The organism is Prevotella sp. ne3005 (assembly GCF_900110085.1).
Classification (GTDB): domain Bacteria; phylum Bacteroidota; class Bacteroidia; order Bacteroidales; family Bacteroidaceae; genus Prevotella.
This window is the reverse complement of the sequence record NZ_FOCK01000002.1, coordinates 85,954-111,453: the sequence shown is the minus strand read 5'-3', so window position 1 is coordinate 111,453 and position 25,500 is coordinate 85,954. Positions and strand designations below refer to the sequence as shown.

20 protein-coding genes and 1 tRNA gene are annotated in these 25,500 nt (G+C 50.2%); 10 read left to right on the top strand and 11 right to left on the bottom strand.

Features of this window, described 5'->3' with window-relative positions; translation table 11 throughout:
- Positions 1–159 precede the first annotated feature (159 nt).
- The gene (locus tag BMY16_RS03405; RefSeq protein ID WP_091840084.1) at positions 160–1,407 is read left to right on the top strand and encodes a DUF1015 domain-containing protein; all 1,248 of its coding nucleotides are present in this window, start codon (positions 160–162) and stop codon (positions 1,405–1,407) included.
- A 54-nt stretch (positions 1,408–1,461) separates the two neighbouring features.
- Here the strand turns inward: BMY16_RS03405 and BMY16_RS03400 are convergent.
- The 4 genes from BMY16_RS03400 to BMY16_RS03385 all read right to left on the bottom strand — a co-directional run bounded on the left by BMY16_RS03400 (position 1,462) and on the right by BMY16_RS03385 (position 6,263).
- A tRNA-Ser gene (locus tag BMY16_RS03400) sits at positions 1,462–1,549 on the bottom strand.
- A gap of 99 nt (positions 1,550–1,648) precedes the next feature.
- Entirely contained in the window at positions 1,649–2,233 is a 585-nt protein-coding gene (locus BMY16_RS03395) for an IMPACT family protein (protein WP_091840082.1), read from the bottom strand.
- Between the two features lie 50 nt (positions 2,234–2,283).
- Positions 2,284–5,544 carry a carbamoyl-phosphate synthase (glutamine-hydrolyzing) large subunit gene (gene carB, locus BMY16_RS03390; RefSeq protein ID WP_091840081.1) on the bottom strand — a complete coding sequence of 1,087 codons (3,261 nt, stop codon included), beginning with the start codon at positions 5,542–5,544 and terminating at the stop codon, positions 2,284–2,286.
- Between the two features lie 209 nt (positions 5,545–5,753).
- On the bottom strand, positions 5,754–6,263 hold the full coding sequence (locus BMY16_RS03385; RefSeq protein ID WP_091840079.1) for a hypothetical protein: 510 nt from the start codon (positions 6,261–6,263) through the stop codon (positions 5,754–5,756).
- 171 nt (positions 6,264–6,434) lie between these two features.
- Between BMY16_RS03385 and BMY16_RS03380 the strand changes: the two genes are divergently transcribed.
- Complete coding sequence (locus BMY16_RS03380; RefSeq protein WP_091840078.1) at positions 6,435–8,780, top strand: ATP-dependent helicase; 2,346 nt, start codon at positions 6,435–6,437, stop codon at positions 8,778–8,780.
- Between the two features lie 4 nt (positions 8,781–8,784).
- Here BMY16_RS03380 and BMY16_RS03375 read toward each other — a convergent pair whose 3' ends face one another.
- The 4 genes from BMY16_RS03375 to recQ form a co-directional block, all read right to left on the bottom strand.
- Positions 8,785–8,913 (bottom strand): dehydrogenase, encoded by a 129-nt coding sequence (locus BMY16_RS03375; RefSeq protein ID WP_091840076.1) that lies wholly within the window; start codon positions 8,911–8,913, stop codon positions 8,785–8,787.
- A gap of 2 nt (positions 8,914–8,915) precedes the next feature.
- Positions 8,916–10,331 carry a DUF4270 domain-containing protein gene (locus tag BMY16_RS03370; protein WP_170835984.1) on the bottom strand — a complete coding sequence of 472 codons (1,416 nt, stop codon included), beginning with the start codon at positions 10,329–10,331 and terminating at the stop codon, positions 8,916–8,918.
- A 57-nt stretch (positions 10,332–10,388) separates the two neighbouring features.
- Positions 10,389–11,219 (bottom strand): glycogen/starch synthase, encoded by an 831-nt coding sequence (locus BMY16_RS03365; RefSeq protein ID WP_091840073.1) that lies wholly within the window; start codon positions 11,217–11,219, stop codon positions 10,389–10,391.
- 145 nt (positions 11,220–11,364) lie between these two features.
- Positions 11,365–13,188 (bottom strand): DNA helicase RecQ, encoded by a 1,824-nt coding sequence (gene recQ / locus BMY16_RS03360; RefSeq protein WP_091840070.1) that lies wholly within the window; start codon positions 13,186–13,188, stop codon positions 11,365–11,367.
- A gap of 104 nt (positions 13,189–13,292) precedes the next feature.
- On the opposite strand from recQ, the gene BMY16_RS03355 reads away from it, so the two are divergent.
- The 6 genes from BMY16_RS03355 to hisS are packed head-to-tail and all read left to right on the top strand — an operon-like array spanning position 13,293 to position 19,643.
- Complete coding sequence (locus BMY16_RS03355) at positions 13,293–13,754, top strand: helix-turn-helix domain-containing protein (RefSeq protein ID WP_091840069.1); 462 nt, start codon at positions 13,293–13,295, stop codon at positions 13,752–13,754.
- Positions 13,755–13,773: 19 nt separating this feature from the next.
- Positions 13,774–15,723 (top strand): dipeptidyl-peptidase 3 family protein, encoded by a 1,950-nt coding sequence (locus BMY16_RS03350; protein ID WP_091840067.1) that lies wholly within the window; start codon positions 13,774–13,776, stop codon positions 15,721–15,723.
- A gap of 40 nt (positions 15,724–15,763) precedes the next feature.
- The gene (locus tag BMY16_RS03345; protein ID WP_091840066.1) at positions 15,764–16,390 is read left to right on the top strand and encodes a DNA alkylation repair protein; all 627 of its coding nucleotides are present in this window, start codon (positions 15,764–15,766) and stop codon (positions 16,388–16,390) included.
- A 59-nt stretch (positions 16,391–16,449) separates the two neighbouring features.
- Positions 16,450–16,959 carry a Fur family transcriptional regulator gene (locus BMY16_RS03340; RefSeq protein WP_091840064.1) on the top strand — a complete coding sequence of 170 codons (510 nt, stop codon included), beginning with the start codon at positions 16,450–16,452 and terminating at the stop codon, positions 16,957–16,959.
- A gap of 13 nt (positions 16,960–16,972) precedes the next feature.
- Positions 16,973–18,244 carry an adenylosuccinate synthase gene (locus BMY16_RS03335; RefSeq protein ID WP_091840513.1) on the top strand — a complete coding sequence of 424 codons (1,272 nt, stop codon included), beginning with the start codon at positions 16,973–16,975 and terminating at the stop codon, positions 18,242–18,244.
- Between the two features lie 34 nt (positions 18,245–18,278).
- The gene (gene hisS / locus BMY16_RS03330) at positions 18,279–19,643 is read left to right on the top strand and encodes a histidine--tRNA ligase (protein WP_091840062.1); all 1,365 of its coding nucleotides are present in this window, start codon (positions 18,279–18,281) and stop codon (positions 19,641–19,643) included.
- 8 nt (positions 19,644–19,651) lie between these two features.
- Here hisS and BMY16_RS03325 read toward each other — a convergent pair whose 3' ends face one another.
- Together BMY16_RS03325 and BMY16_RS03320 are read right to left on the bottom strand one after the other, a co-directional pair.
- Positions 19,652–21,568: an ATP-binding protein gene (locus BMY16_RS03325; protein ID WP_091840060.1), complete on the bottom strand. Its 1,917-nt coding sequence runs from the start codon at positions 21,566–21,568 to the stop codon at positions 19,652–19,654.
- Between the two features lie 19 nt (positions 21,569–21,587).
- Positions 21,588–22,946 (bottom strand): PDC sensor domain-containing protein, encoded by a 1,359-nt coding sequence (locus BMY16_RS03320; RefSeq protein WP_170835983.1) that lies wholly within the window; start codon positions 22,944–22,946, stop codon positions 21,588–21,590.
- Positions 22,947–23,078: 132 nt separating this feature from the next.
- Here BMY16_RS03320 and BMY16_RS03315 point away from each other — a divergent pair, with 132 nt between their 5' ends.
- Positions 23,079–23,636 (top strand): NADH peroxidase, encoded by a 558-nt coding sequence (locus BMY16_RS03315; RefSeq protein WP_091840056.1) that lies wholly within the window; start codon positions 23,079–23,081, stop codon positions 23,634–23,636.
- Positions 23,637–23,676: 40 nt separating this feature from the next.
- On the top strand, positions 23,677–25,002 hold the full coding sequence (locus BMY16_RS03310; protein WP_091840055.1) for a right-handed parallel beta-helix repeat-containing protein: 1,326 nt from the start codon (positions 23,677–23,679) through the stop codon (positions 25,000–25,002).
- On the opposite strand, the gene BMY16_RS03305 is transcribed toward BMY16_RS03310, so the two are convergent.
- Positions 24,999–25,472, bottom strand: a complete 474-nt coding sequence (locus tag BMY16_RS03305; protein ID WP_091840053.1) for a cytidine deaminase — start codon at positions 25,470–25,472, stop codon at positions 24,999–25,001. The genes BMY16_RS03310 and BMY16_RS03305 overlap by 4 nt on opposite strands.
- Positions 25,473–25,500: the final 28 nt, after the last annotated feature.

Here is a 25,500-nt window from a genome sequence, read left to right as displayed (position 1 = left end):
TTTGATTTTTAAGTTTATTCCTGTGCAAAATTACAATTTATTTATGAAGTAGGCAAATATATTTTGGAAAGATTTTGAGAATCGGAAGATTTTGCGTACTTTTGCACCACTAAAATCAAGATTGAGTAACAGATACAAATTCATCAAATAATAATCATCATGGCTATTATCAAACCATTCAAAGGAATCCGCCCTCCCAAGGAGCTGGTGGAGAAAGTAGAGAGCCGTCCTTACGACGTGCTCGACAGTGAAGAGGCTAGGGCAGAGGCTGGCGACAACGAGATGAGCCTTTACCACATCATCAAACCGGAAATCGATTTCCCCGTTGGTACTTCAGAGTACGATCCACGTGTCTATGAGAAGGCTGCCGAGAATTTCCAGAAGTTCCAGGATAAGGGCTGGCTGGTTCAGGACTCGCGCGAACATTATTATATTTATGCTCAGACGATGAACGGGAAGACGCAGTATGGCCTGGTGGTATGTGCCCATACCGACGACTATATGGCAGGCCGTATCAAGAAGCATGAGCTCACCCGTCGCGATAAGGAAGAAGACCGCATGAAGCATGTTCGCGTGAACAATGCCAACATCGAGCCCGTATTCTTTGCCTATCCCGACAATGCTGTGCTCAACACTCTGATTATGCGCTATGCTGCCACCGAACCTGAGTACGACTTCGTTGCCCCCATCGATGGCTTCCGCCACCAGTTCTGGGTGATCAACGACGATAAGGATATGCAGACCATTACGGAAGAGTTTGCCAAAATGCCTTCGCTCTATATTGCCGATGGTCATCACCGTAGTGCTGCCGCCGCCTTGGTAGGTGCAGAGAAACAGAAGCAGAATCCCAACCACAATGGTACTGAGGAGTACAACTTCTTCATGGCTGTCTGCTTCCAGGCTTCACAGCTCACCATTCTCGACTACAACCGCGTGGTGAAGGATCTCAACGGTATGTCTTCGGAGGAGTTCCTGGCTGCGCTGCAGGTGAACTTCATCGTCGAGGACAAGGGCACTGAGCTCTATAAGCCCCAGCAGCTCCACGAGTTCTCGCTCTATCTTGATGGCCGTTGGTACAGCCTGAAGGCCAAAGAGGGAACTTACGACAACAATGATCCTATCGGTGTGCTCGATGTGGATATCTCCAGTCGTCTGATTCTCGACGAGATCCTGAATATCGGTGATCTCCGTTCTTCTCAGCGTATCGACTTTGTGGGAGGCCTTCGTGGACTTGGTGAGTTGAAGCGCCGTGTTGACTCTGGTGAGATGCGTGCCGCTCTAGCCCTCTATCCAGTATCTATGCAGCAGATTATGGACATTGCCGACAGCGGTAAGATCATGCCGCCAAAGGCCACGTGGTTTGAACCAAAGCTTCGCTCTGGTCTCGTCATCCATAAACTCAGTTAGATTTGTGAAGACAAATAAATAAAGGCCCGTCATTATGACGAGCCTTTTTCTTTGCGGAAGGTGAGGGATTCAAACCCCCGATACCCGAAAGGGGTATACCGGATTTCGAGTCCAGCGCGATCGATCACTCTGCCAACCTTCCAATGTGTCAAATGCTTATCGGACCCTCGTTTGGGTTAAGCGGTTGCAAAGGTAGTGCAAAAATCTGAAACTACCAAAAGATTTGCAAGGAAACTTCACGTCAGTCGAAAGAAAGTTTGGCCAGACGGCTCTTTAACTGCTCTGCCTCGCTCTTGCGGATGCTGAGTTTAATCTCGCATGTGTTATCGTAGGTCTGCGAAACAATGCGCGGATTCATCTCCTTGACAATACGCATCACGTCGTTCATCATGGGGTAGGCGAAAGAGTAGGTGACGACCTCCTCCACCTGACGCGTCTCTATCTCACAATGGGCGATGGCATCTGCAGCTGCCTCGCGATAAGCCACGATCAGTCCACTGGTGCCAAGATTCACACCGCCATAGTAGCGCACCACCACAATCAGGATGTCCGTCAGCTCGTTGCTGTTGATCTGTCCGAGAATAGGCTTGCCAGCTGTAGACGAAGGCTCCCCGTCGTCGTTGGCTCTGAATTCCGTACGTTCCGGCCCCAGCATATAGGCATAGCACACATGACGGGCATCATAGTATTTCTTACGGTAGCCAGCCACGAGGTCCTTGATCTCGTCTACCGATGATACATGATGAGCGAAGGCGAGAAACTTACTACGTTTCTCGGTGTAGTAGCCCTCGCCTCCGCTTTTTATTGTACGAAATTCGTCAGTCATTCTAAGTTATTCTAGGTTCCCCTAGGATTTCCTAGGCTATCCAAGGTTTCCTAGGAATTATACTCCTGCCAGCTCTTGATCTTCACATCCTCGAGGTTCATGGCGGTGAAGGCCTCGATGAAAGCCTTAGCCAGACGCACGTTCGTCATCAGAGGAATGTTGTGATCGATGGCACCACGACGGATCTTGTAACCGTTGGTCAGCTCACGTGAAGAGTGGTTCTTTGGCACGTTGATCACCAAGCCCACCTTATGCTGCGAGATGAGATCCATCACGTTGTTGTCGCCATCTTCATCAGGCCATGCAACGGTTACGGCCTTCACACCGTTGTCGTTGAAGAACTTGGCTGTTCCTGCTGTTGCATAGATGGTGTAACCCTTCTTGGCCAGCTGCTGTGCGGGCTCAAGCAGACTTACCTTACCCTTGGCACCACCTGAAGAGATCAGCACGGCATCCTTTGGAATCGAATAGCCTGTGGCGATCAGCGCGTTCAGCATAGCCTCGTTGAGGTCATCGCCCAGACAGCCAACCTCACCCGTAGAGCTCATGTCTACACCCAGCACAGGGTCGGCATTCTGCAGACGGGCAAAAGAGAACTGCGAAGCCTTCACACCGATGCGGTCGATGTCAAACTCACTGCGCTCGGGCTTCTGGTAAGGTGCATCGAGCATGATCTTCGTAGCTGTCTCGATGAAGTTACGCTTCAGGATCTTCGAAACGAAGGGGAACGAACGCGAGGCGCGGAGGTTACACTCAATCACCTTCACCTCACGGTTCTTTGCCAGGAACTGGATATTGAACGGACCGCTGATGTTCAGCTCGGCAGCGATCTTACGGGCAATCTTCTTAATCTGACGGATGGTAGAGAAATAGATGTGCTGGGCGGGGAACACCATCGTGGCGTCACCAGAGTGCACACCAGCGTACTCCACGTGCTCAGAGATGGCATACTCAATCACCTCACCCTTATCTGCTACGGCGTCGAACTCAATCTCCTTAGTCTCCGTCATGAACTTCGATACCACTACGGGGAATTCCTTTGATACCTCGGTAGCCATGTTCAGGAAGCGATGCAGCTCCTCCTCATCGTAGCACACGTTCATCGCAGCACCTGAGAGCACATACGACGGGCGCACCAGAACGGGATAGCCTACCTTGGCCACGAACTCCTTCACATCGTCGAACGAGGTCAGTGCCTGCCAAGCGGGCTGGTCGATGCAGAGCTTATCGAGCATAGCCGAGAACTTGTCGCGGTTCTCTGCACGGTCGATATTCACAGGCGAAGTACCCAGCACAGGCACACCCTGACGATACAACTTCATGGCGAGGTTGTTAGGAATCTGACCACCCACAGAGACGATCACACCGCGAGGCGACTCCAGGTCGATCACGTCGAGCACGCGCTCCAGAGAGAGCTCGTCGAAGTAGAGACGGTCGCACATATCGTAGTCGGTAGATACGGTCTCGGGGTTGTAGTTGATCATGATACTCTTATAACCCAGCTTGCGGGCTGTGTTGATGGCATTCACCGAACACCAGTCGAACTCTACTGAAGAACCGATGCGGTAGGCACCAGAACCGAGCACCACCACGCTCTTCTCATGGCTATAGTAGTTCACGTCGTGGGCAGCCTCATACTTCTCTCCCTCAGGATTGCCGAAGGCGGGCGTGTGGGTATAGGTGAAGTAGAGGTAGTTGGTCAGCTCGGGATTCTCCGAAGCCACCGTGGGGATACGCTTCACTGAAGGCAGGATACCCTTCTGCTTACGATACTTGCGCACCTCCAGGTTCTCCTTCTCCATGTTCGAACCCTTCGACTTCAGCACGAAGCGTGCAATCTGGAAGTCGCTGAATCCGCAGCGCTTCACCTCGAGCAGCAGCTCGTCGGGCAGCTCCTCAAGGGTGTTGTACTTCAGCAGTTCGTGCTTCAGGTCAACGATGTGCTTCAGGCGCTCCAGGAACCATACGTCGATCTTGGTCAGCTGCTCGATGCGCTCGATGGTATAACCCTCCTCGAGAGCCTGGGCGATGGCGAAGATACGAAGGTCGGTGGGGTTAGCCAGCTCCTCGTCGAGGTTGTCGAACTTCGTGTGGTCGTTGCCCACGAAGCCGTGCATGCCCTGACCAATCATGCGCAGGCCCTTCTGGATCATCTCCTCAAACGAACGTCCGATACTCATGATCTCACCCACCGACTTCATCGAAGAACCGATCTGACGGCTTACGCCAGCAAACTTCGTGAGGTCCCAACGAGGAATCTTACAGATCATATAGTCGAGGCTTGGAGCCACATATGCACTTGAGGTGGTACCCATCTCACCAATCTGGTCGAGCGTGTAACCGAGAGCGATCTTGGCGGCTACGAAGGCGAGGGGATAACCTGTGGCCTTGGAAGCCAGCGCTGAAGAGCGGCTCAGACGGGCGTTGATCTCGATGATACGATAGTCGTTGGTCTCTGCGTTGAAAGCGAACTGAATGTTGCACTCGCCCACGATGCCCAGGTGCTTCACACACTTGATGGTAATCTCCTGCAGCATCTTAACCTGCTCCTCTTTCAGCGAGCAAGTTGGAGCAACAACGATCGACTCACCGGTGTGAATACCCAGGGGATCAAAGTTCTCCATCGAGGCCACGGTGAAGCAGCGATCGTTAGCATCGCGGATGCACTCGAACTCAATTTCCTTCCATCCCTTCAGGCTCTCTTCTACGAGAATCTGAGGTGCGAAGGTGAATGCTGACTCTGCCAGCTCGATGAACTTCTTCTCATCGGGGCAGATACCTGAGCCAAGACCTCCGAGGGCATAAGCCGAACGGATCATGATGGGGAAACCAATCTCGTGAGCAGCCTTCAGTGCATCTTCCATCGACTCAACAGCGTGAGATACAGGCACCTTCAGCTGAACCTCGGCCAGCTTTTTAACAAAAAGGTCGCGGTCCTCAGTATTCATGATGGCCTCGACACTTGTTCCTAAAACTTCAACTCCGTATTCTTTCAATGTACCGTTCAGATAAAGCTCCGTACCGCAATTCAATGCGGTCTGACCTCCGAACGCCAGAAGAATACCATCGGGCCGTTCTTTCTTGATGATTTCCGTTACGAAATGTGTATTAACCGGCTGGAAATACACCTTGTCTGCAATACCTTCACTTGTCTGGATGGTTGCGATGTTAGGGTTAACGAGTACGCTCTTAATGCCTTCTTCGCGGAGCGCCTTTAAAGCTTGTGAACCAGAGTAGTCAAACTCTCCTGCTTGTCCGATTTTCAAGGCACCCGATCCGAGTACCAACACCTTTTTCAGTTCTTTTTTCATTTTGGGTTGATTTTGATATCCTTGTTCTTAAATCGCGTGCAAAGGTACAAAGATTTTGCGAAACCACCAAAAAGTTTTTGTGCTGATTATGTTAAAATCCACATACTTTTTTTCGTAACCTCATAAACTGCGTAAGAAACGGTATGTTTATGCAAGAACGCGAAAAAAGAAATCCCTGCTGTCTTAGCAGGGATTTCAATTTTATTTGTTTATTCGTAATAGGTGAATGAGCGGGTAACTGTTACTTCCTGACCCATCATCGAGGTCTTGCGGCTGATCCAGTTGCCGTGGTCATCGAACTTATAATCGGTGTATGGGGTTTCCATTGCCTGACCGCCAAAGTCGATGGAAGAGGAGGTGATGATGCCTTTGTCGTCATAGTTAAAGGTGCTCTTGACTTCCTGTCCCATCATCTCGAAGTTCTGGCCCTTCAGACGTCCATTCTCCCAAACGTACTTAAAGAGAATGCTCTGACCCTGCATGCTTCTTTTTACAGACTGCAGGTAGCCGTTGCTGTCGTACACAGCGTCTGAGATTTCAGAGGAAGACATCTTACCGTCTTCGCTAAAGTTAATGGTAGTCGACATGCCCATAACATCCTGGGTAATGGATTTGACAGCACCTTTGGCCTCGTTGGCCTCCACATCGTGGAACTTTGACTGTGCCTGCATGGCCACTGTCATAGCCAGTGCGGCAATCATCATCATAATCTTTTTCATATCAAATAATTAATTAGTGGTTGATAATAACGGGGCAAAGATACGAAGTTTATCTGAAACAACCAAGAATATGTCGACGATATTCTGTTAAAAATAATAATTACTGGCTGTACGTCGTCAGAATTTCGTTTTTTATTCGTATCTTTGCATCTGCATTTTTGAAAAGTAGAGATGAACAACGAGTTTTTAAAGCAACTGAATGAGAGTCAGCAGGAGGCTGTGCTGTATAACGACGGGGCGTCGCTGGTGATTGCGGGAGCAGGATCGGGGAAGACCCGCGTGCTGACGTATAAGATAGCCTGGCTGCTGGAGCAGGGGATGAGGCCCTGGCAGATTCTCGCGCTGACGTTTACCAACAAGGCTGCCCGTGAGATGAAGGAGCGCATAGGCCGGCTGGTGGGCGAGGAGCAGGCGAGGTATCTGCAGATGGGTACCTTCCACAGCGTGTTCGCCCGTATCCTGAGGGCCGAGGCCGAGCATATAGGCTATAACTCGAATTTCACCATCTACGACCAGACGGATGCCCGTTCGCTGGTGAAGGCCATCATCAAGGAGATGGGGCTCGACGATAAGGTGTATAAGCCCTCGTCGGTGGCCGACCGTATCTCGATGGCGAAGAACCATCTGATACTTCCGCAGGCTTATGCGCAGAGTGCCTGGGCCAGTGACGACGCTCAGCAGAAGCGCCCTCAGGTGTCGCATATATATATAAGGTACGCGGAGAGGTGCCGTCAGGCGAATGCGATGGATTTCGATGATCTGCTGGTTCAGACGTGGGTGTTGTTTCAGAACCATGAGGATATCCGACGGAAGTATGTGGATAAGTTCCACTTCGTGCTCGTGGATGAGTATCAGGACACGAATTTCGCGCAACAGTCGATTGTGTATCAGTTGACGAAGGAGCGCCAGATGGTATGCGTGGTGGGCGACGATGCACAGAGCATCTATTCCTTCCGTGGCGCTAATATCGATAATATCCTTAATTTCCGCAGTCAGTATGAGGGGGCGAGGCTCTTCAAACTGGAACAGAACTACCGCAGTACGCAGCTGATTGTGCAGGCGGCAAACTCACTGATACGCAGGAATGAGCGGCAGATACCGAAGAATGTGTATTCGAAGAACGAGCACGGCGAGAAGCTGCAGCTGAAGCCTGCCTATTCGGATAAGGAGGAGGCGATGATCGTGGCGCAGGATATCAAGAGGCTGAAGCGGCAGGATCATTGCAACTGGAGCGACTTTGCCATCCTGTATCGCACGAACTCGCAGAGCCGAAGCTTTGAGGAGCAGTTGCGTAAGGATAATATTCCGTATCGCATCTATGGCGGGTTGAGCTTCTATCAGCGTAAGGAGATCAAGGACGTGATTGCCTATTTCCGACTGATTGCCAACCCTTACGATGAGGAGGCTTTCAAGCGTATCATCAATTATCCTGCGCGTGGCATCGGTGATACAACCGTGGGAAAGATCGTCCAGACGGCACAGGCTTATGGTGTGAGTCTGTGGCAGGTGATCACGGAGCCCATATTGTTCCCCATGGACGTGAGCAAGGCGACGATGACGAAGATACAGGCTTTCCGAGGACTGATAGAGAGTTGGGTGAGCCGCCTCAATACCGAGGATGTGTATACCCTCGGCCATGATATCATCATGACCTCCGGCATCAGCAAGGATATCTATTCCGGGCGCAACCCAGAGGATATCTCGCGGCAGGAGAACCTGGAGGAGTTCCTGAGCGGACTGCAGGATTTCGTGGAGAGCCGACGTGAGGAGGATATGGGCGATCAGGTGTATCTGCCCGACTTCCTGCAGGAGGTGGCGTTGCTGACGGATCTTGACAGCGATAATGGCGACGAGAATGACAAGGTGACGCTGATGACCATCCACTCGGCCAAGGGACTGGAGTTCCCGACGGTGTTCGTGGTGGGACTCGAAGAAAACATCTTCCCCAGTCCGATGTGTACGAACTCGATGCGCGAGCTGGAGGAGGAGCGCCGACTGCTCTATGTGGCCATCACGCGGGCAGAGAAGCATTGTGTCCTGACCTGTGCGCAGAACCGCTTCCGCTATGGGCGGATGGAGTATGACACGCCTTCAAGGTTTATCCGCGATATCGACCCGGAATTGCTGGATGTGCATTCTGAGGCGGGTGGGGGAACGAGCATCTTCGGAGGCAGCCGTTCTGCTTCATGGATGCAGAATCCCAGGCCTGTGGCTACGCAGTTTAAGGCCGATCCGAAGCCAAGGGCCGTGGCTCCGCGACAGCCCGAGAAGCCTGTCGATCCCTTCGGACCTCAGTTCAAGCGTGTGTATAATGCCGTGGCCCCAAGGCCGATGGCCTCAGACCCGAGTGCTGGCGACTTACGGGAGGGCAGTACCATCGAGCATCAGCGCTTTGGCGTAGGAACAGTGATCAAGATTGAGGGCACGGGTGAGAATACGAAGGCCACCGTGCAGTTCCGCAATGTGGGTACGAAGCAGTTGTTGCTGAAGTTCGCGAAGTTTAAGATTATAGGATAAAGAATTAGAGCGACTCTTTATCTGGTCGCTCTATCTTTTTTGCCACTTTTGGCAGATGTTTTTTCTTACGGAGCCAAGCAGCCTTCCGGGCTTCATAGTCCTCATAGTGTTTCTCTAAGAATCCGTCGGCCATCGTCAGTCCTCCTTGAATTTCGCAAAGATCACATTCACATCTATGGGATGATGTTCGCCGCCTACCAGTCGGGTACTTGAGAGTCCCATCTGGTTGACAACGGATGTGACAGTCTGGTTGCCATAGCTGTCGCTGGAGTAGGTCGGCGCAATGGGTACCAGCACGACCTTGTCCCAGTTCGGGTGGTTTTCACGCCAGTAGGGATCGGTCTTTAAGCCTTCGGTCTTCTTACTGATGATCAGCGACACCAGATTGCCGATATTGGAGAACGTGTAGGCATTGGAGGCCAAGGTGGCCATGAACGTGCTCCTGTAGTTGTACATCGTCTGCGTCTCGAAGAAGTTGTTCAAACTGTCCTTGTGTACCATCAGTACCGCCGAGGGGGCGTTGATGGGATATTGCAGATCGTATCGGCCACTGTTCTGTCTTTGGAAACTCATGCTGACGGAGAGCAGCGAGTCGTTCTGGTTGAATTCGTCGATGTCGTCTATAGGCAGGGTGACCTCCGTGAAGATGCCTGCGGGCGCCTTCAGATAGGTGCAGCTGTTGTCGTTGATGAGTACCTGCAAGGCTCCTTTGTCGTTGTAGACGCGCTGTGTCTGCAGCACTTCAGGTGTGGATGACAGGAAGAAGGAGTTGTGCTGTACTTCGTCGCCATTCTTGGAACGGAAATACACATTGATGTCGATTTCCGCTATCTTTGCCATCACGCCAAGGCCGTCGATTACTTCGAAATAGAAGCCTGGGCAGAGGTTGTTGACAAACGTATAGCAGTTCTTGAAGTACTCAGGATGATCGTAGAAGTTACGGAGGATGTAGGTACCGTAGTTGTTATACGTCTTTCCGTTCTTGTCGGTATAGGGGTCGCTCAGGGAGATATTGACATAGTTGAGGTAGTTTGCCTGGTTACGCAGACTGTCTCTGTCTGTCAGGTTGGCCAGCGCGAAGGAGGTGCTCTTCCTCAGTCCGTCCTCCCTGATATATCCCTCGGAGATGGGGTCGAAGTTGCTGTAGTAAGTGGCGTTATCGCTCATGGGCCTGGCGAGCTCAAGGACATTGATCTTGACGGGGGTGAGGGAGTCGCCATAACTCTTCGTACGGTCGATCTGCAACCATATCTCACAGGAGTCGGCAGCAATGTCGCCGTCGTCCATGCCGAGGATGTCCTCGCGGGCGGGCTGTTTCATGTTCTCCAGGATATTGAACTGAGCCATAAACTCATTGATCACGTAGGCACCTGTCTCGGGGTCCTTGACCATACCGAGATGGCAGTCGAAATTACGTGAAAAGACGGAGTCAACCTCTATTGATCTGGTGAAAGCGGTGAAGGAGCCTGTGGTGATCTCGAGCATGTCGTTCTCATCGGTGAGTGAGGCTCCGATGCCTTCTGTGTCTTCACTACAAGATGTTATTGCCATTGCTGTGATTGCAATCGCCGTAATCCATTTGAATTTCATGTTAGGGTTTCTTTATGTTTAATCTTCTTCTTCAGGAGCTTGTTCCTCAGGGAACAACTGCTTGTAGAACGTTTCATACGCATCAGCAAAATCCTCCTGATAACCGAGGAAGGGGATGTTCTTGTCGGCCGTATACTTCAGCAGTTCCGGCTCGACACCTGCCTCAGCCTGAATGATGCCGTCGCTATAGTCGATGGCCAACTTGCCCAACTCATTGAAGTCGAATTTATCCTGATAGCCTTCGAGCAGCTCAGCCTTGGCATCGCGGAATTCAAGACATTTCTTGAAGTCTTCGCCAAAGTCCTTATTGATGCTCTTGTTGAACAGGGCTGTCACTACCTTCGTCTCAGCAAATGAGGGCTCGTCGTGGTAGGCGGTCTTGACATAGAAAGGCACGACACCGCTCATCCATCCCTGACAGTGGATGATGTCAGGAACCCAACGGAGCTTCTTGACGGTCTCCAGTACGCCACGGGCAAAGAAGATGGCACGCTCACCATTGTCAGCATAGTCCTCACCATTCTCGTCCTTCTCCATCAGGCGCTTGCCGAAGTAGTCATCGTTGTCGATGAAATAGACCTGTACCCTGGCAGACTGGATGGAGGCTACCTTGATGATCAGCGGGTGGTCCGTATCATTGATGATTAGGTTCATACCTGAGAGTCGGATGACCTCATGCAACTGTCCGCGACGCTCATTGATGGTACCCCATTTGGGCATGAATGTACGGATTTCGTGGTTTAGCTCTTGCATAGCTTGGGGAACACTCTTTCCCATGACAGACAAGGTGTTGTCGGGAACGTAAGGAGTGATCTCCTGATTGATGAATAATATTTTCTTCTTTGCCATCTTTGGAAGTTTTGCCTTGCAAAGATACAAAATAAACTTCACAAAATCAGCATTCCGGGTGTTTTTTTTGCAAAAAGTGACACTTTTGGGGCGATTTTTTTGGTTTTTTTCCCCTTTTATTATCTAATAAGGTGTAAAATCGCCCCTAAACGTACTTTTTGATCACTTCCACAAAACGGTTGCCATATTTCTGCTTTTTGTGTTCTCCGATGCCCGAGATGTTGCCAAATTGTTCCAGAGAGGTGGGTTTGATGGTGGCCAGAGCATGGAGCACTTTATCGGTGAAAACGATGTATGGCGGGAAGCCTTCTTCGTTGGCACAGGTGGAACGGAGGTTTCGGAGGGCCTCGAAGAGTCTCGGGTCTTCGATACCAGTGGTGGGAGGAAGTCCGGGGATGGTGATGGAGGGTATCTCCAACCGTAGTTTCGGCTTGCGCCTGGGCTCTTCCTGCGTGCTGTGGTCGATGACGCAGAGCATGGCTTCTTTCCTGCCGTAGAGCACATCGTTGCCGATGTCGGTAATCCGCACCTTGTTACCTTCGTTATAGGCAATCTCGATGAATCCCATCTGGAGCATCTGCAATAGGTAGTCCTGCCAGTCGCTGGAGCTGATGTCCTTGCCCACGCCGAAGGTCTTCAGTTGGTCGTACTGATGGCGCACCACCGTTGGTGAGCGCATGCCCTTGAGGATTTCGACGATGGTGCTAATACGAATCTGTTCGTCGGTACGCTTGACGGCACTCAGGGCCATCTGTACATGACGGGTGCCTTCGAACCGTTGTGGAGGATTTTCACAGATGTCACAGTTGCCACAGTCGTGATCCGTCTGTTCACTGAAGTAGTTCAGTAGGATCCGCCTGCGACAGACATTCGACTCGGCATATTCCCTCATACGCTTCAGCTTGTCCATGTTGATATCCTGCTGCCCACTCTGACGGGCAAATTCCGATAGTTGCACGATATCGGCCAGGGAGTAGAAGAGGATCGTGTCGGCAGGGGCTCCGTCTCTGCCTGCACGTCCTATCTCCTGATAGAAGCTCTCGATGCTCTTAGGCATGTTGTAATGGATCACCCAGCGCACATTACTCTTGTCGATGCCCATGCCAAAGGCGATGGTGGCACAGACCACGAGCAGCTGGTCGTTCTTGAACATCTCCTGTGTCTGACTGCGCTCGAGGTTGGAGAGTCCGGCATGATAAGGGGCAGCGTGGATACCTTTCTTACGCAGGTCCTCGGCCACCTTCTCTGTGGTTTTCCTACTCAGACAATAGATAATGCCTGCTTCCAGCGGACGGGCTTTGATGAAGTTAAGGATGAAGTGCATCTTCTCGGCAGCCTTATAACCGCGTTTTACGGAGAGACTGAGGTTCGGACGGTCGAAGCTGGAGATGAACTCACGGGCATCATGCAGGTTGAGCTGTTCGATGATATCATGTCTGGTTATTTTATCCGCAGTAGCCGTCAGTGCCATGATAGGCGTCTTGGGGAATTTCTCGCGGAGGATGCCCAGTTGGGTGTATTCAGGACGGAAGTCATGTCCCCATTGACTGATACAGTGGGCTTCGTCGATGGCAAAGAGCGAGATGTGGATATGGCTCAGCAGATAGTCAATCTCCGACAAAAGTTTTTCTGGGGAGATGTAAAGTAGTTTGATGCTTCCTTGCAGGCACCGGCGGCGGATGACAAGGTCGGCGGAAGGATCATTGCCGCTGTTGAGAGCCTCGGCCTCAATGCCATTGGCCTGGAGGGTCTCCACCTGGTCTTTCATCAGACTGATGAGTGGGGATACTACGATGGCCGTGCCTGGCATCGTGAGAGCTGGAATCTGATAACAGATGCTCTTTCCACCACCTGTAGGCATCAGGACCAGTGCGTCGTGACCTTGTGTGATATGTCGTATGATTTCTTCCTGGTTGTTGCGGAAGGAATTGTAACCAAAATAGTGCCTTAAAGCCTCAAAAATATCCATAATATTTAAATTTTGCACAAAGATAGTTATTTTTTTTTGATTTTCCTTTGAAGTTATGAAAAATTTTAGTATATTTGCGCATTAATCAACAATACACGTCGTATATGGCTAAGTACAACATTACCGAAAAGAAAGAAAAAGAGGCGGCTTACAGGAGTCTTGTAAGCCCTCGCATGATGGATGAGATGCAGGAAAAGATTATGAATATCATCGTCATGCAGAAGAAGTATCGTGACAAGGATTACTCTGCCAAGAAACTTGCAGAAGATCTCGGCACCAACACGAGATACATCTCGGCTGTAGTCAATGTCCGTTTCCACATGAACTACACATCATTTGTCAATAAGTATCGTATTGACGAGGCGATGAGTCTGTTGGTGGACAAGCGTTATCAAGACCTCCGTATGGAGGAGGTAAGCGATATGGTAGGTTTCTCTAACCGCCAGTCGTTCTATGCTTCCTTCTATCGACTCGTGGGCATGACCCCTCGTGACTACCGTCTGCAGCATCTCATGCAGCATCCGTCTATGAAGGCTCCCAAGCGCTCACGTAAGGATAAGGGATAAAGTTTAGGAGGCTTGTTTCGTGGGTTTTAATTATCAGGACGAGCGGTTTGCTGACTTACAACTACTCAGATACCGCTTGAATGGCTTTGAAAGACTTTCTGTTCAGCAGAAAGTCTTAGTTTATTATTTGTCCAAGGCTACCTTATTTGGAAGAGACATCACCTTCGACCAATTTGGTAAGTATAATCTCCGTATCCGTAAGATGCTGGAGGTGGTCTATTGTGACCTGACCATCCCGCATGATACCGATGAATTCAGGGCTTTGGAGGTCTATCTGAAACGCGTCTGGTTCTCCAGCGGCATCTATCATCATTATGGTTGTGAGAAGTTCGCTCCGGGCTTTTCACCAGCCTACCTGCGTGAGGCACTTCGTCAGGTGGATGCCCGCAAGCTGCCTTTGAGCGAAGGGGAGAGCATTGATGAGATGTGCGAGGAACTCTTTCCCGTCATCTTTGATGAAACCGTACTCCCCAAACGGGTGAACAAAGCTGACGGTGAAGACCTGCTCCTGACGTCGGCCTGTCATTTCTATGAAGGTGTCACCCAGCAGGAGGCTGAGGATTTCTATGCCCGTATGAAATCGGAGCATGCCGAGTCGAAGACGCCCTCATCGTATGGTCTGAATTCGACGCTGGTCAAGGATCACGATGAAATCAGGGAAATTGTGTGGTCGGCAGAGGGGCGTTATGCCAATGCCATCCGCCATATCGTCTACTGGCTCGGGAAAGCCCTTCAGGTGGCAGAGAACGAGCATCAGAAAAGTGTTATTTCTTTGCTTATAAGTTATTATAACTCAGGTGATTTGCAGATATTCAATGAATATTGTATTGAATGGTTGCAGGAGCACGATTCTGCCATTGATTTTATCAACGGTTTCATCGAAGTCTATGGCGATCCCTTAGGACTGAAGGGCTCTTGGGAAGGTCTGGTGGAGTATGTGGATGAAGAAGCCACCCGTCGGACTAGAACCATCAGTGAGAATGCCCAGTGGTTTGAGGACCATTCGCCTGTAGATGTACGATTTAAGAAACCTGTGGTCAAGGGCGTGTCTGCCAGCGTCATCTGTGCAGCCATGCTGGGTGGAGATGAGTATCCTTCGACGGCCATAGGCATCAACCTGCCTAATGCCGACTGGATCCGTGCCCAATATGGCAGTAAGAGCATCACCATCAGTAATATCACCGATGCCTACAATAAAGCCGCCCATGGTAATGGTTTTAAGGAAGAGTTCGTGATTGATGCGGAGACACTCCGGATGATCGAGAAATACGGGGATGTCTGTGACGACCTGCATACCGACCTCCACGAGTGTCTGGGACATGGCAGCGGACAGCTCTTGCCAGGCGTAGATCCTGATGCCCTCAAGGCTTACGGAAATACGATAGAGGAGGCGAGGGCCGACCTCTTCGGACTGTACTATATCGCAGACAGGAAACTGGTGGAACTGGGGTTGACTCCTGATGAGGAAGCCTATAAGTCGCAGTATTATACCTATATGATGAATGGTTTGATGACCCAGCTCATCCGTATCACCCCAGGTCGTCAGATTGAGGAAGCCCACATGCGCAATCGCGCCCTCATCGCCCATTGGTGTTATGAGCAGGGCGACGTAATCCGTCTGGTGAAGCGAGAGGGTAAAACCTTCGTTGAAATCACGGATTATCAACAGCTCCGTCAGCTGATTGCCCGTTTGTTGGCTGAGATCCAGCGTATTAAGAGCGAAGGCGATTTCGAGGCTGCGCGCCAGCTGGTGGAGCAGTATGCCGTCAAGGTGGATCCTACGTTGCATCAGGAAGTGCTCGAACGCTATCGTCAACTGAACCTGGCACCGTATAAGGGCTTTATCAATCCCCAGATGCTGCCAGTCTACGATGAAAACGGTGATATTTGTGATATCCAACTGAACTATGGCGAGAGCTATGCTCATCAGATGCTGCGCTACAGTTCGGAGTACGGAACGCTTGTTTAAGGAGACAAGGAGACAGGGAGACAGGGAGCCAAGGAGAGATATGGAGTTTAAGGGAGATATCAACCAGACGGTGAAGGAGATCAAGCAATCTTTCCGTCAGATGATGGATGGGGCTGTGGCTAAATCCATGCGTGATAAAGGTGTGGATTATAAACTTAACTGGGGCGCCACACTGCCGCGACTCCGTGAAATGGCTGATGAAATCGGAAAGAATTACGATCTGGCCATCGCTTTATGGAAGGAAAATGTGCGCGAGTGTAAGATCCTGGCAACGATGATAATGCCTGCCGACGTGATGTTACCAGAGGTGACGGACATCTGGATGGAACAGATCACTACCCAGGAACTGGCCGAGCAGGCAGCCTTCAACCTCTTTCAGTATCTGCCTTTTGCTCCGGAAAAGGCTTATAAGTGGATGGCCTCTGATAAAGAACTGTATCAGCTTTGTGGCTTTCATGTCCTCTCTCGAATCTTCATGGACAAACGGGAACCCAACGAACGGGGCATCAATGAATTCGTTGATCAGGCCCTGACAGCCCTGCAGGGCAACAGCCTTCCTGTAAGGAAAGCCGCCATGGCGGCTGTACAGAGATTCGCTGAACTTGGTCTCGTCTACGAAAGAATAGCCAAAAGCGCAATAAAACAGATTAATTTAGATTTTTTATAAATAAACTCTCTTTTGTCTCCTCTAAAATGTGTACCTTTGTCCGGTTTTCAAGGAAATCCATGGCAATTAGAGGAAATAAGGAGAGTGTCGTTACCGCTGTAGAGCGTATTCTTGACAACTATCTTGAGATGAATCATCATCGCAAGACCCCTGAACGTTACACGATTCTGAGGGCTATCTATGGGCTCAACGGCCATTTCACCATTGAGGAACTGAATGACCATCTGGCCCAGAGTTTGAACTTCCCCGTCAGTCGTGCCACGTTGTATAATACCTTGAACTTATTCCTTGAGCTGCGCCTGGTGACTAGACACCGTTTTCAGGGAACCACCATGTATGAGGCCTGCTACGATAACAACAGTCATTGCCATCAGGTATGTACGATGTGCGGACGTGTGATTGAGGTCAAGTCGCAGGAGATTGCGCATGCCGTCGAGAATATGCATCTCCGTCGGTTCCGTAAGGATGGCTTCACCCTCTATGTCTATGGGGTTTGCAGTTCCTGTCAGACGAAGATGAAGAAACGGGCGAAGGCGGAAAAGGCAGAAAAGCAAGAACAGTCAAAATAGATTAAATAGTATGATGAACAAAGGAAAAGTAGATGTCCTGCTCGGATTGCAGTGGGGCGACGAAGGAAAAGGTAAGGTGGTCGATGTGCTGACCCCGAAGTACGATGTAATTGCCCGTTTTCAGGGTGGTCCCAATGCCGGTCATACGCTGGAGTTTGAAGGCCAGAAGTATGTGCTGCGCTCTATTCCCTCCGGAATCTTCCAGGGTGGCAAGGTAAACATTATCGGTAATGGCGTTGTGCTGGCTCCCGACCTCTTCATGGAAGAGGCTAAGGCGCTGGAGGCCAGTGGTCATGACCTCCATTCCCGTCTGCATATCTCTAAGAAGGCCCATCTGATCATGCCAACCCATCGTGTGCTCGATGCAGCCTATGAGGCTCAGAAAGGTAAGGATAAGGTAGGTACCACCGGAAAGGGTATTGGACCGACTTATACCGATAAAATCAGCCGAAATGGTCTGCGCGTGGGTGATATCCTTGAGAACTTCCCTGAGAAGTATGCCAAGGCCAAGGCCCGTCATGAGGCTATCCTGAAGTCGCTCAACTTTGAGTACGACATCACAGAGGTCGAGAAGAAATGGCTGGAGGGTGTCGAGTATCTCCGTCAGTTCCCCATCGTGGATTCTGAACATGAGATCAACAATATCCTGAAGAGCGGTAAGAGCGTGCTTTGTGAGGGTGCTCAGGGTACGATGCTCGACGTCGATTTCGGTAGCTATCCCTTCGTAACCTCTTCAAATACCATCTGCGCAGGTGCCTGCACAGGTCTGGGTATCGGTCCGAATAAGATTGGCGATGTCTATGGCATCATGAAGGCTTACTGCACACGTGTGGGTGCAGGTCCTTTCCCCACAGAACTGTTCGATGAAACGGGTAAGACAATCCGTGACCTGGGTCATGAGTATGGTGCTGTCACAGGTCGTGAGCGCCGTTGTGGTTGGATTGACCTCGTGGCACTGAAGTACTCTATCATGGTGAACGGCGTGACTCAGCTCATTATGATGAAGAGCGATGTGCTCGATGGCTTCGATACCATCAAGGCTTGTGTGGCCTATAAGCAAAATGGCGTTGAAATCGACTATTTCCCCTACAACATCGAGGAGGGTATTGAACCCGTCTATCAGGAGTTGCCTGGTTGGAAGACTGATATGACCAAGTTTACCAGCGAGGATCAGTTCCCGAAAGAGTTCAGCGACTATATCTCATTCTTGGAGAAGCAGTTAGAGACTCCTATCAAAATTATTTCTATAGGTCCTGATCGTGACCAAACAATCGTGAGAAAGTAAAAAAGTAAGAAAGTAAAAAGGTAAAATAAACGATATGGCACAAAAGCCAAGTATTCCTAAAGGAACGCGCGACTTCTCTCCATTGGAGATGGCGAAGCGCAACTATATCTTCGATATCATCAAGCAGGTGTATCAGCTCTATGGCTTCCAGCAGATAGAGACACCTGCCATGGAAACACTCGGTACGCTGATGGGTAAGTACGGTGAGGAGGGTGACAAACTGCTCTTCAAAGTGCTCAACAGTGGTGATTTCCTTAATAAAGTCAGCGATGAGGAGCTGCAGGAGCGTAATGCCTTGCATCTGGCTGCTAAACTCTGTGAAAAAGGTCTCCGCTACGACCTCACTGTGCCTTTCGCCCGTTATGTGGTGATGCATCGTGAGGAACTCCAGCTGCCCTTCAAGCGTTATCAGATGCAGCCCGTATGGCGTGCCGACCGTCCGCAGAAGGGGCGCTATCGTGAGTTCTGGCAGTTTGATGGTGATATTGTAGGCTCCGACTCCTTGCTCAATGAGGTAGAGCTGATGCAGATCGTGGATACTGTCTTCAGTCGTTTCGGCGTTCGTGTACAGATAAAGATTAACAACCGTAAGATTCTCACAGGAATTGCCGAAGTCATCGGTGCTGCGGAGAAGATTGTGGATATCACCGTGGCCATCGATAAACTCGATAAAATCGGTCTTGACAATGTGAATGCAGAACTCCGTGAGGATGGTCTGAGTGAGGCCCAGATTGAGAAGCTTCAGCCAATCATCTCTCTCGAAGGCACCAACGACGATAAGTTGAATACCATTGCAGAGGTGTTGGCAGCGAGTGAGACGGGTCTGAAAGGTGTCGAAGAGACGCGTTTCATCCTCGACACGCTGAAGACGCTGGGACTGAAGAATGAGCTTCAGCTCGACCTGACGCTGGCCCGTGGACTGAACTATTACACAGGTGCCATCTTCGAGGTGAAGGCCCTGGATGTCCAGATTGGCTCTATCACTGGTGGCGGTCGCTATGACAACCTGACGGGTATCTTCGGTATGCCGGGTATCTCGGGCGTAGGCATCTCCTTCGGTGTAGACCGTATCTTCGATGTGCTCAATGCCCTCGACTGTTATCCGAAAGATGCTACCAATGGCACTCAACTGCTCTTCATCAACTTCGGTGAGAAAGAGACAGCCTATTGTCTGCCTATTGCCATCAAGGCTCGTGAGGCAGGTATCCGCACGGAGATATACCCCGATTCATCGAAGATGAAGAAGCAGATGTCGTATGCCAATGCCAAGGAGATCCCTTATGTGGCTTTGGCTGGTGAGAACGAGATTGCACAAGGCAAACTGACTCTGAAGAATATGTTGTCAGGAGATCAGCAATTGCTGACTCCTGAAGAACTGATAAACATCGTGAAATCGTGACTTTTACGCTATGACTTAACCTTGGGAAGTTGAATGATGAATCGGCAACCGGCTTTATAACTGGTGTCGAGGATGAGTTCACCTCCAAGGTTAGTGACATGGCGTTTTGTGAGAGGAAGTCCCAGTCCGAGGCCTTCCGATAAATCGTTGGCTTTTGTAAATGACTCCAGGAGGCGGGAACTCTCTTCTTTCGAGATGCCAGGCCCCGTATCCTCGACGATGAACCTGACCATCGAGCCTATCTCCGACACCCGCAGTGCCACATATTTCCCGTCGGAATACTTAGAGGCATTATACAGGAGCTCGCGAATACATAGCTTCAGGTATTTCAGACTGGTGTGGATGCAGAAGTCATCAGGCAGGTCCGTACCAAAATACAAGGGTAGGTCGGGGTAGTGCTTCAGCGTATATTTGAGGCATTGACTGGCTACCTCATTACACGACACCTCCTCGTCTCTGTCTGCGTAGACCTCTTCCATGTTACCTCTGGCAGAACTGTCGAAGAGCATCATTGCCATACGGTCGAGTGTCATCGCATTGTGCGTCATCATGTTGATGATGCTCTTGACCTCCTCTTCCGGTAGGTACTTCTTACTCTCCCGTAACACATGTGCAAAACCCATGATGATGTTCAGGGGCGTACGCACCTGATGCGACACGTTCTGTATGAAGAGCGTTTTCTGCCTGTCAGCTTCCTTTGCCAGTTCTGTGGTATGTACCAGCTCTTCATTGCGTCGGGCTGTTTCCACGTTCATCTGTTGGATATCATGGATATGATGACTTAGCGATTCCTGCATCTTGGCAAAGCTGTTTTGCAGGTGTCCTACGGCATCATGCCGATGACTCTTGGGAATCTGTTCGTCGAAATGACCTGCCGCAATCAGTTGTATCTGACTCGCCAGTTTGTTGAGCGGCAGGATGGCATGGGCCACACTGATACTGCTGAATAGAAGGATGAGCACCAAGCCCACAAGTGTTAATGGGCCGATGATATATCCCAGACGGTAGTAGCTCTGGAGGACACTCTGTTCCGGACAGACAAGGGCCAGGCTCCAGTTTGTACCTGGCACAGGACGGTAGTTGACAAGACATGGCTTTCCGTTAATCTTGACCCTCATATTTCCTTGTTTACCCGTTGTCATCTCATGACCTAAGGCAAAGATGTCTGCCTGTTCCTGGGGGTTGGCGTCACTGAAGATGGTGTAGGTGAATAGCTGTGTCGTATCAGGGTGGATATAGTAGCGCCCTTCTTCGCCTGTCATGATGAAATAGGAGTCGGGATAGGGCTTCTCTTTTGAGATGATCTTGGAGAGATGGATGAGTGAGAGGTCGGTGGAGATGACGCCCACAAACTGTTTGCTATGGTCGTACAGTGGTTTACAATATGAGGCGATCATACCGTCAAGGGTGAGCTCCAAGGAATCGGTTTCATCGTAAAAGACCACCCAACACGACTCTCCCAGCTGACGGGGTGTCTTATACCATACCTTCTCAAAGTATTCATACTTCTTTTCAATGACGGTTCTGATGGTATCGGGTTCCCTGACGGTATAGGTAGAGAAGTACCGCCCGTATTTGGGGAAGATATTGGGTTCGGTACTGATGGAGCAGCCGTCGATGTTGCCATTGAGTGAGACGACAAAACGGGAGTAGTTCAACAAGGAGTCAGGGTCTAGGTTCTCCACAATCTCCCAGTCGTTGATGTCGGTAGCCGTCTCTAAGGTATTCATGAATCGGCTGACGCGTTGCATCGTGGTATTGAGCACGCTGCTGGCATGCTCCGTGGCTTCTTTTTTCAACTGGTTTCTTGATTGCACGAACAGGACACCCAATGCCAGCATAAAGATGGGCATTGCCATCAGTATGATACCGAGGCTAAGCTTCCAGGAAAGCGACTGACGTATGAACTGGGTGATAGTGCGCATCTCTATGTCGTTTGGTTGGTTATTTCATTTGCTTTTCAGAATCCGAGATCAACTGGTTGAGCAACTCCGTGATTTTCTCACCTCTATAATGTATCTCGTCCACCAGCTGATTGGTCGTCTCGTCTGTCAGCTCCTTGTAGTTCTTGCTGATAGTCATGACGTTCGTATAGATGCCCCTGGCAGGTGCCATCATCTGGTTCGACATGTTATACAGGAAACTGGTCTTCATCTGCTCAGCTACCTGAGCCTGTTCATACGTGGTCTGTAGTGCATCTCCGCGTTCCTGTAGGGTGTCGGTCAACTGTTTCATCTCTCCCACACGGGTAGCCAGTGACTGCTGCATCTGTTGGAAGTGTTTCTGCAGGCGTCCCACCTCATCTTGTTGTTTGCTCGATGGAATGGGCTCGTCATAATAGCCCTTCGCTATGCGGTGGGCCGACTTCGCCAACAGCCTTAACGGTAACAGCTGACGGTGGATAAAGGTCTGACATAACAACAGCAGTAGCGCAAGTCCGACCACGGCTATGATCAGCACGATATACAATAATTCGTTATATTCGCCGAAGATGTCGTCCTCTGGATACACGACGGCTGCGCTCCATCCTAATCTCTCCGTATATCTTCCAGGTACGTCAGCGCGCTCGAAAGGTTTATAGAACACATAACAGTCTTTGCCATCCAACTTGATGTGCCTATAGCCTTTGTCTCCTTCCATCATGGCTTGTACAATCTCTTTCATGGCAGGATCTTCTGCCTTATTCGCCAACGTGAACATGTTCTGGTTCAGAACACTACTGTCGGGGTGAACGATGAGGGTGCCGTTGTTACCTATTAAAGTACAATAGGAGTTGGGAGAGGGCTTGGCCTCTAAGACTATCTTCGACAACAAGGTCAGCGACACATCCGACACCAGCATGCCCGCCTTCTTTTCCCCGAGATAGATGGGCAGACAGAAAGAGGTGCTGGCCTTATCCATCAGACTGTCGTTCACCTTCACGTCAGTCCAACAGGGTACGGTAGTGTTAATGGCATTGAATGTGGAATCTAAGATGACAGAACAGCCGATGATATACGGATTAAACTCAATCAGCTTCTTCCGGTAGAGCTCTATTTTCTCTGGCTTCCCCTGATGAGCCATCATCTTCCAGTAAATGTTACCCGACGACTGCTCCACACTCAACATGACATTATCGATGCTCTGGATAATCGTCTCCAGGGTTTGGTCTGCTTTTTGTAATGCCTCTTCCTTCACGGCTTTTCGCGAATAACAAAACATGATGAAAAGTGCAGCCATGAGCAAAGATGCCAGAGCTACAAGAACCATCAGACTAAGTCTTAATGAAATGGTTCTGGCGAGAAATCTAGTTATTCGTGTCATCTTGGTGCAAAGATACAAAAAAAAATGTAAAAAGCAAAATAAAACCATGATAAATTTGGCGAATTGGATAATTCTTTGTATATTTGCCAACGAGTTTATATTTTTTAATTATTAACTAAACCAATACAAATTATGAAGAAAAAGTTTATTTGCGCCGTTTGTGGATATATCTATGAAGGCGATGCTGCTCCCGAGAAGTGCCCCATCTGTAAGGCTCCTGCCTCAAAGTTCTCTGAACTGAAAGATGATGCTGATATGACCTATGCTACTGTTCACAAAATTGGTGACGGCAAGCCCGAAGGTGTGTCTCAGGAGATGATTGACGACCTGCGCAACCATTTTAATGGTGAGTGCGGTGAGGTAGGTATGTATCTGGCTATGTCGCGTCAGGCTGATCGTGAGGGCTATCCCGAGATCGCCGAGGCTTTCAAGCGCTACGCCTTCGAGGAGGCTGAGCACGCTTCGAAGTTTGCTGAGCTGCTGGGTGAGTGTGTATGGGATACCAAGACCAACCTGGAGAAGCGCGCTGCTGCCGAGGCTGGTGCCTGTGAGGATAAGTTCCGCATTGCCAAGAATGCCAAGGCTGCCGGTTTCGATGCTATCCACGACACCGTTCATGAGATGGCTAAGGACGAGGCTCGTCATGGTGCTGGCTTCGCAGGACTGCTGAAGCGCTATTTCGGCAAGTAATCACACAATAAAATGATTATAAATCCGTTTTATCCATACGATGAAACGGATTTTTTATTTCCTGACGCTCCTGATTTGTGTGGCTTGTGCCGATGATGACTCCTTCTCCACAAGCACAGGACTGAAGCTTGACTTCTCGGTGGATACGCTGAGACTCGATACGGTCTTCAGTCGCACACCCTCGTCCACCTATTCTTTCTGGGTACATAACCGCAACAACGATGGCCTGCGCCTGCAGAGTGTCCGTCTGAAGCGCGGTAACCAGACGGGCTATCGCGTCAATGTTGATGGCATCTATCTCGATAATGCCAATGGCTCACAAACCCAGAATCTGGAGATACGGAAAAAAGATAGCATCCTGGTCTTCGTGGAACTCACGGCTTCCGAGACCTTCCGTGAAGAACCGATGGTCGTTGAGGATGACCTGCTCTTTACCTTGGAGAGTGGTGTCGAACAGAAGGTGCTGTTGCAGGCCTGGGCATGGGATGCCGTCAAACTCTATTCACCGGTGATTGCGACGGATTCTGTCATCGACACTCGTATTCCTTATATTATATATGGTGGTCTTCAGGTGAAGGAAGGGGCAACGCTCACGCTCCGGAATACCACACTTTTCTTTCACGAAGGTGCTGGTTTGGAGGTCTATGGCAACCTGAACATGGAGAATTGCCTGCTGCGAGGCGACCGTCTTGACCGAATGTTCTCATATCTGCCTTACGATCACGTCAGCGGTCAGTGGGAAGGCATACGTTTCTATTCAAGTTCGTTGCATAATGAATTGGTAGCCACAGAGATACATAGTTCTATGAAAGGAATCATTTGTGACTCTGCAGCCCTTGATATGACCCAATATCGGCTGTTGATGCAACGTTGTGTGGTACATAATTGTCAGGGTGATGGCCTTCGTGTCTCCAATGCCAATATCCGTTTGGAAGACTGTCAGCTGACGAATACAGAGGGTGATTGTCTGAATATCAACGGTGGAATGGCCGAAATCTGTTATTGTACGCTAGCCCAGTTCTATCCCTTCTCTGCCGCTCGTGGGGCTGCCCTCCGTTTCTCGAATGCCGCACCACTCTTACAGCTCGATGCCGAAGGACTCATCCTCACGGGCTATGCCGACGATGTGCTGATGGGTGAACAGGTGCATGCCTCCCATGAGTTCAACTATTCCTTCCGTCATTGTCTGTTGAGAACCCCTGCCATCACCGATGATACCGCCCATTTCAACGATATCATCTGGGAAAAGCCTGATGATGAGATTCAAGGTAAGGACCACTTCGTCAGAATCGATGAAGACCACCTTGACTATGACTTCCACTTAGATGCGAAGTCGCCTGCCCAGGGGTTGGGCTGTTACCGTTAGAATTCCGAGAATGTCAGTGGCATCAGCTGTCGGATGCCATCAATCACGTAGATATGTTTCCGTCCGTAGAGCAGGATACGGATAGGCCCGCCGGCTCTGGTCTCCGACTCAATGATCACCTGCCTACAACTGCCACAGGGCCCTACGGGTTCCTCCATCAGTTCTCCATCAGTACCGCGGGCTGCGATGGAGAGCAGTCTCACTGGCACGTCAGGATATTGGGCTCCTGCGGCGAAGAGTGCTGTCCGCTCTGCACAAAGGCCAGAGGGATAGGCGGCATTCTCCTGGTTACAGCCGATGATCTCCACGCCATTGTCCAACCTCACGGCAGCACCCACATGAAATTTGGAGTAGGGTGCATAGCTGCGCCCCGTAGCCTCAATGGCCAGTTCTATCAAATGCTGTTCCTCGGCTGTCAATTCCTCCATCTGACAGACCTTAATGACGGATTTTAGTTCAAGTTCTCTCATAAATTGCGCAATTTTTCGGCAAATATAC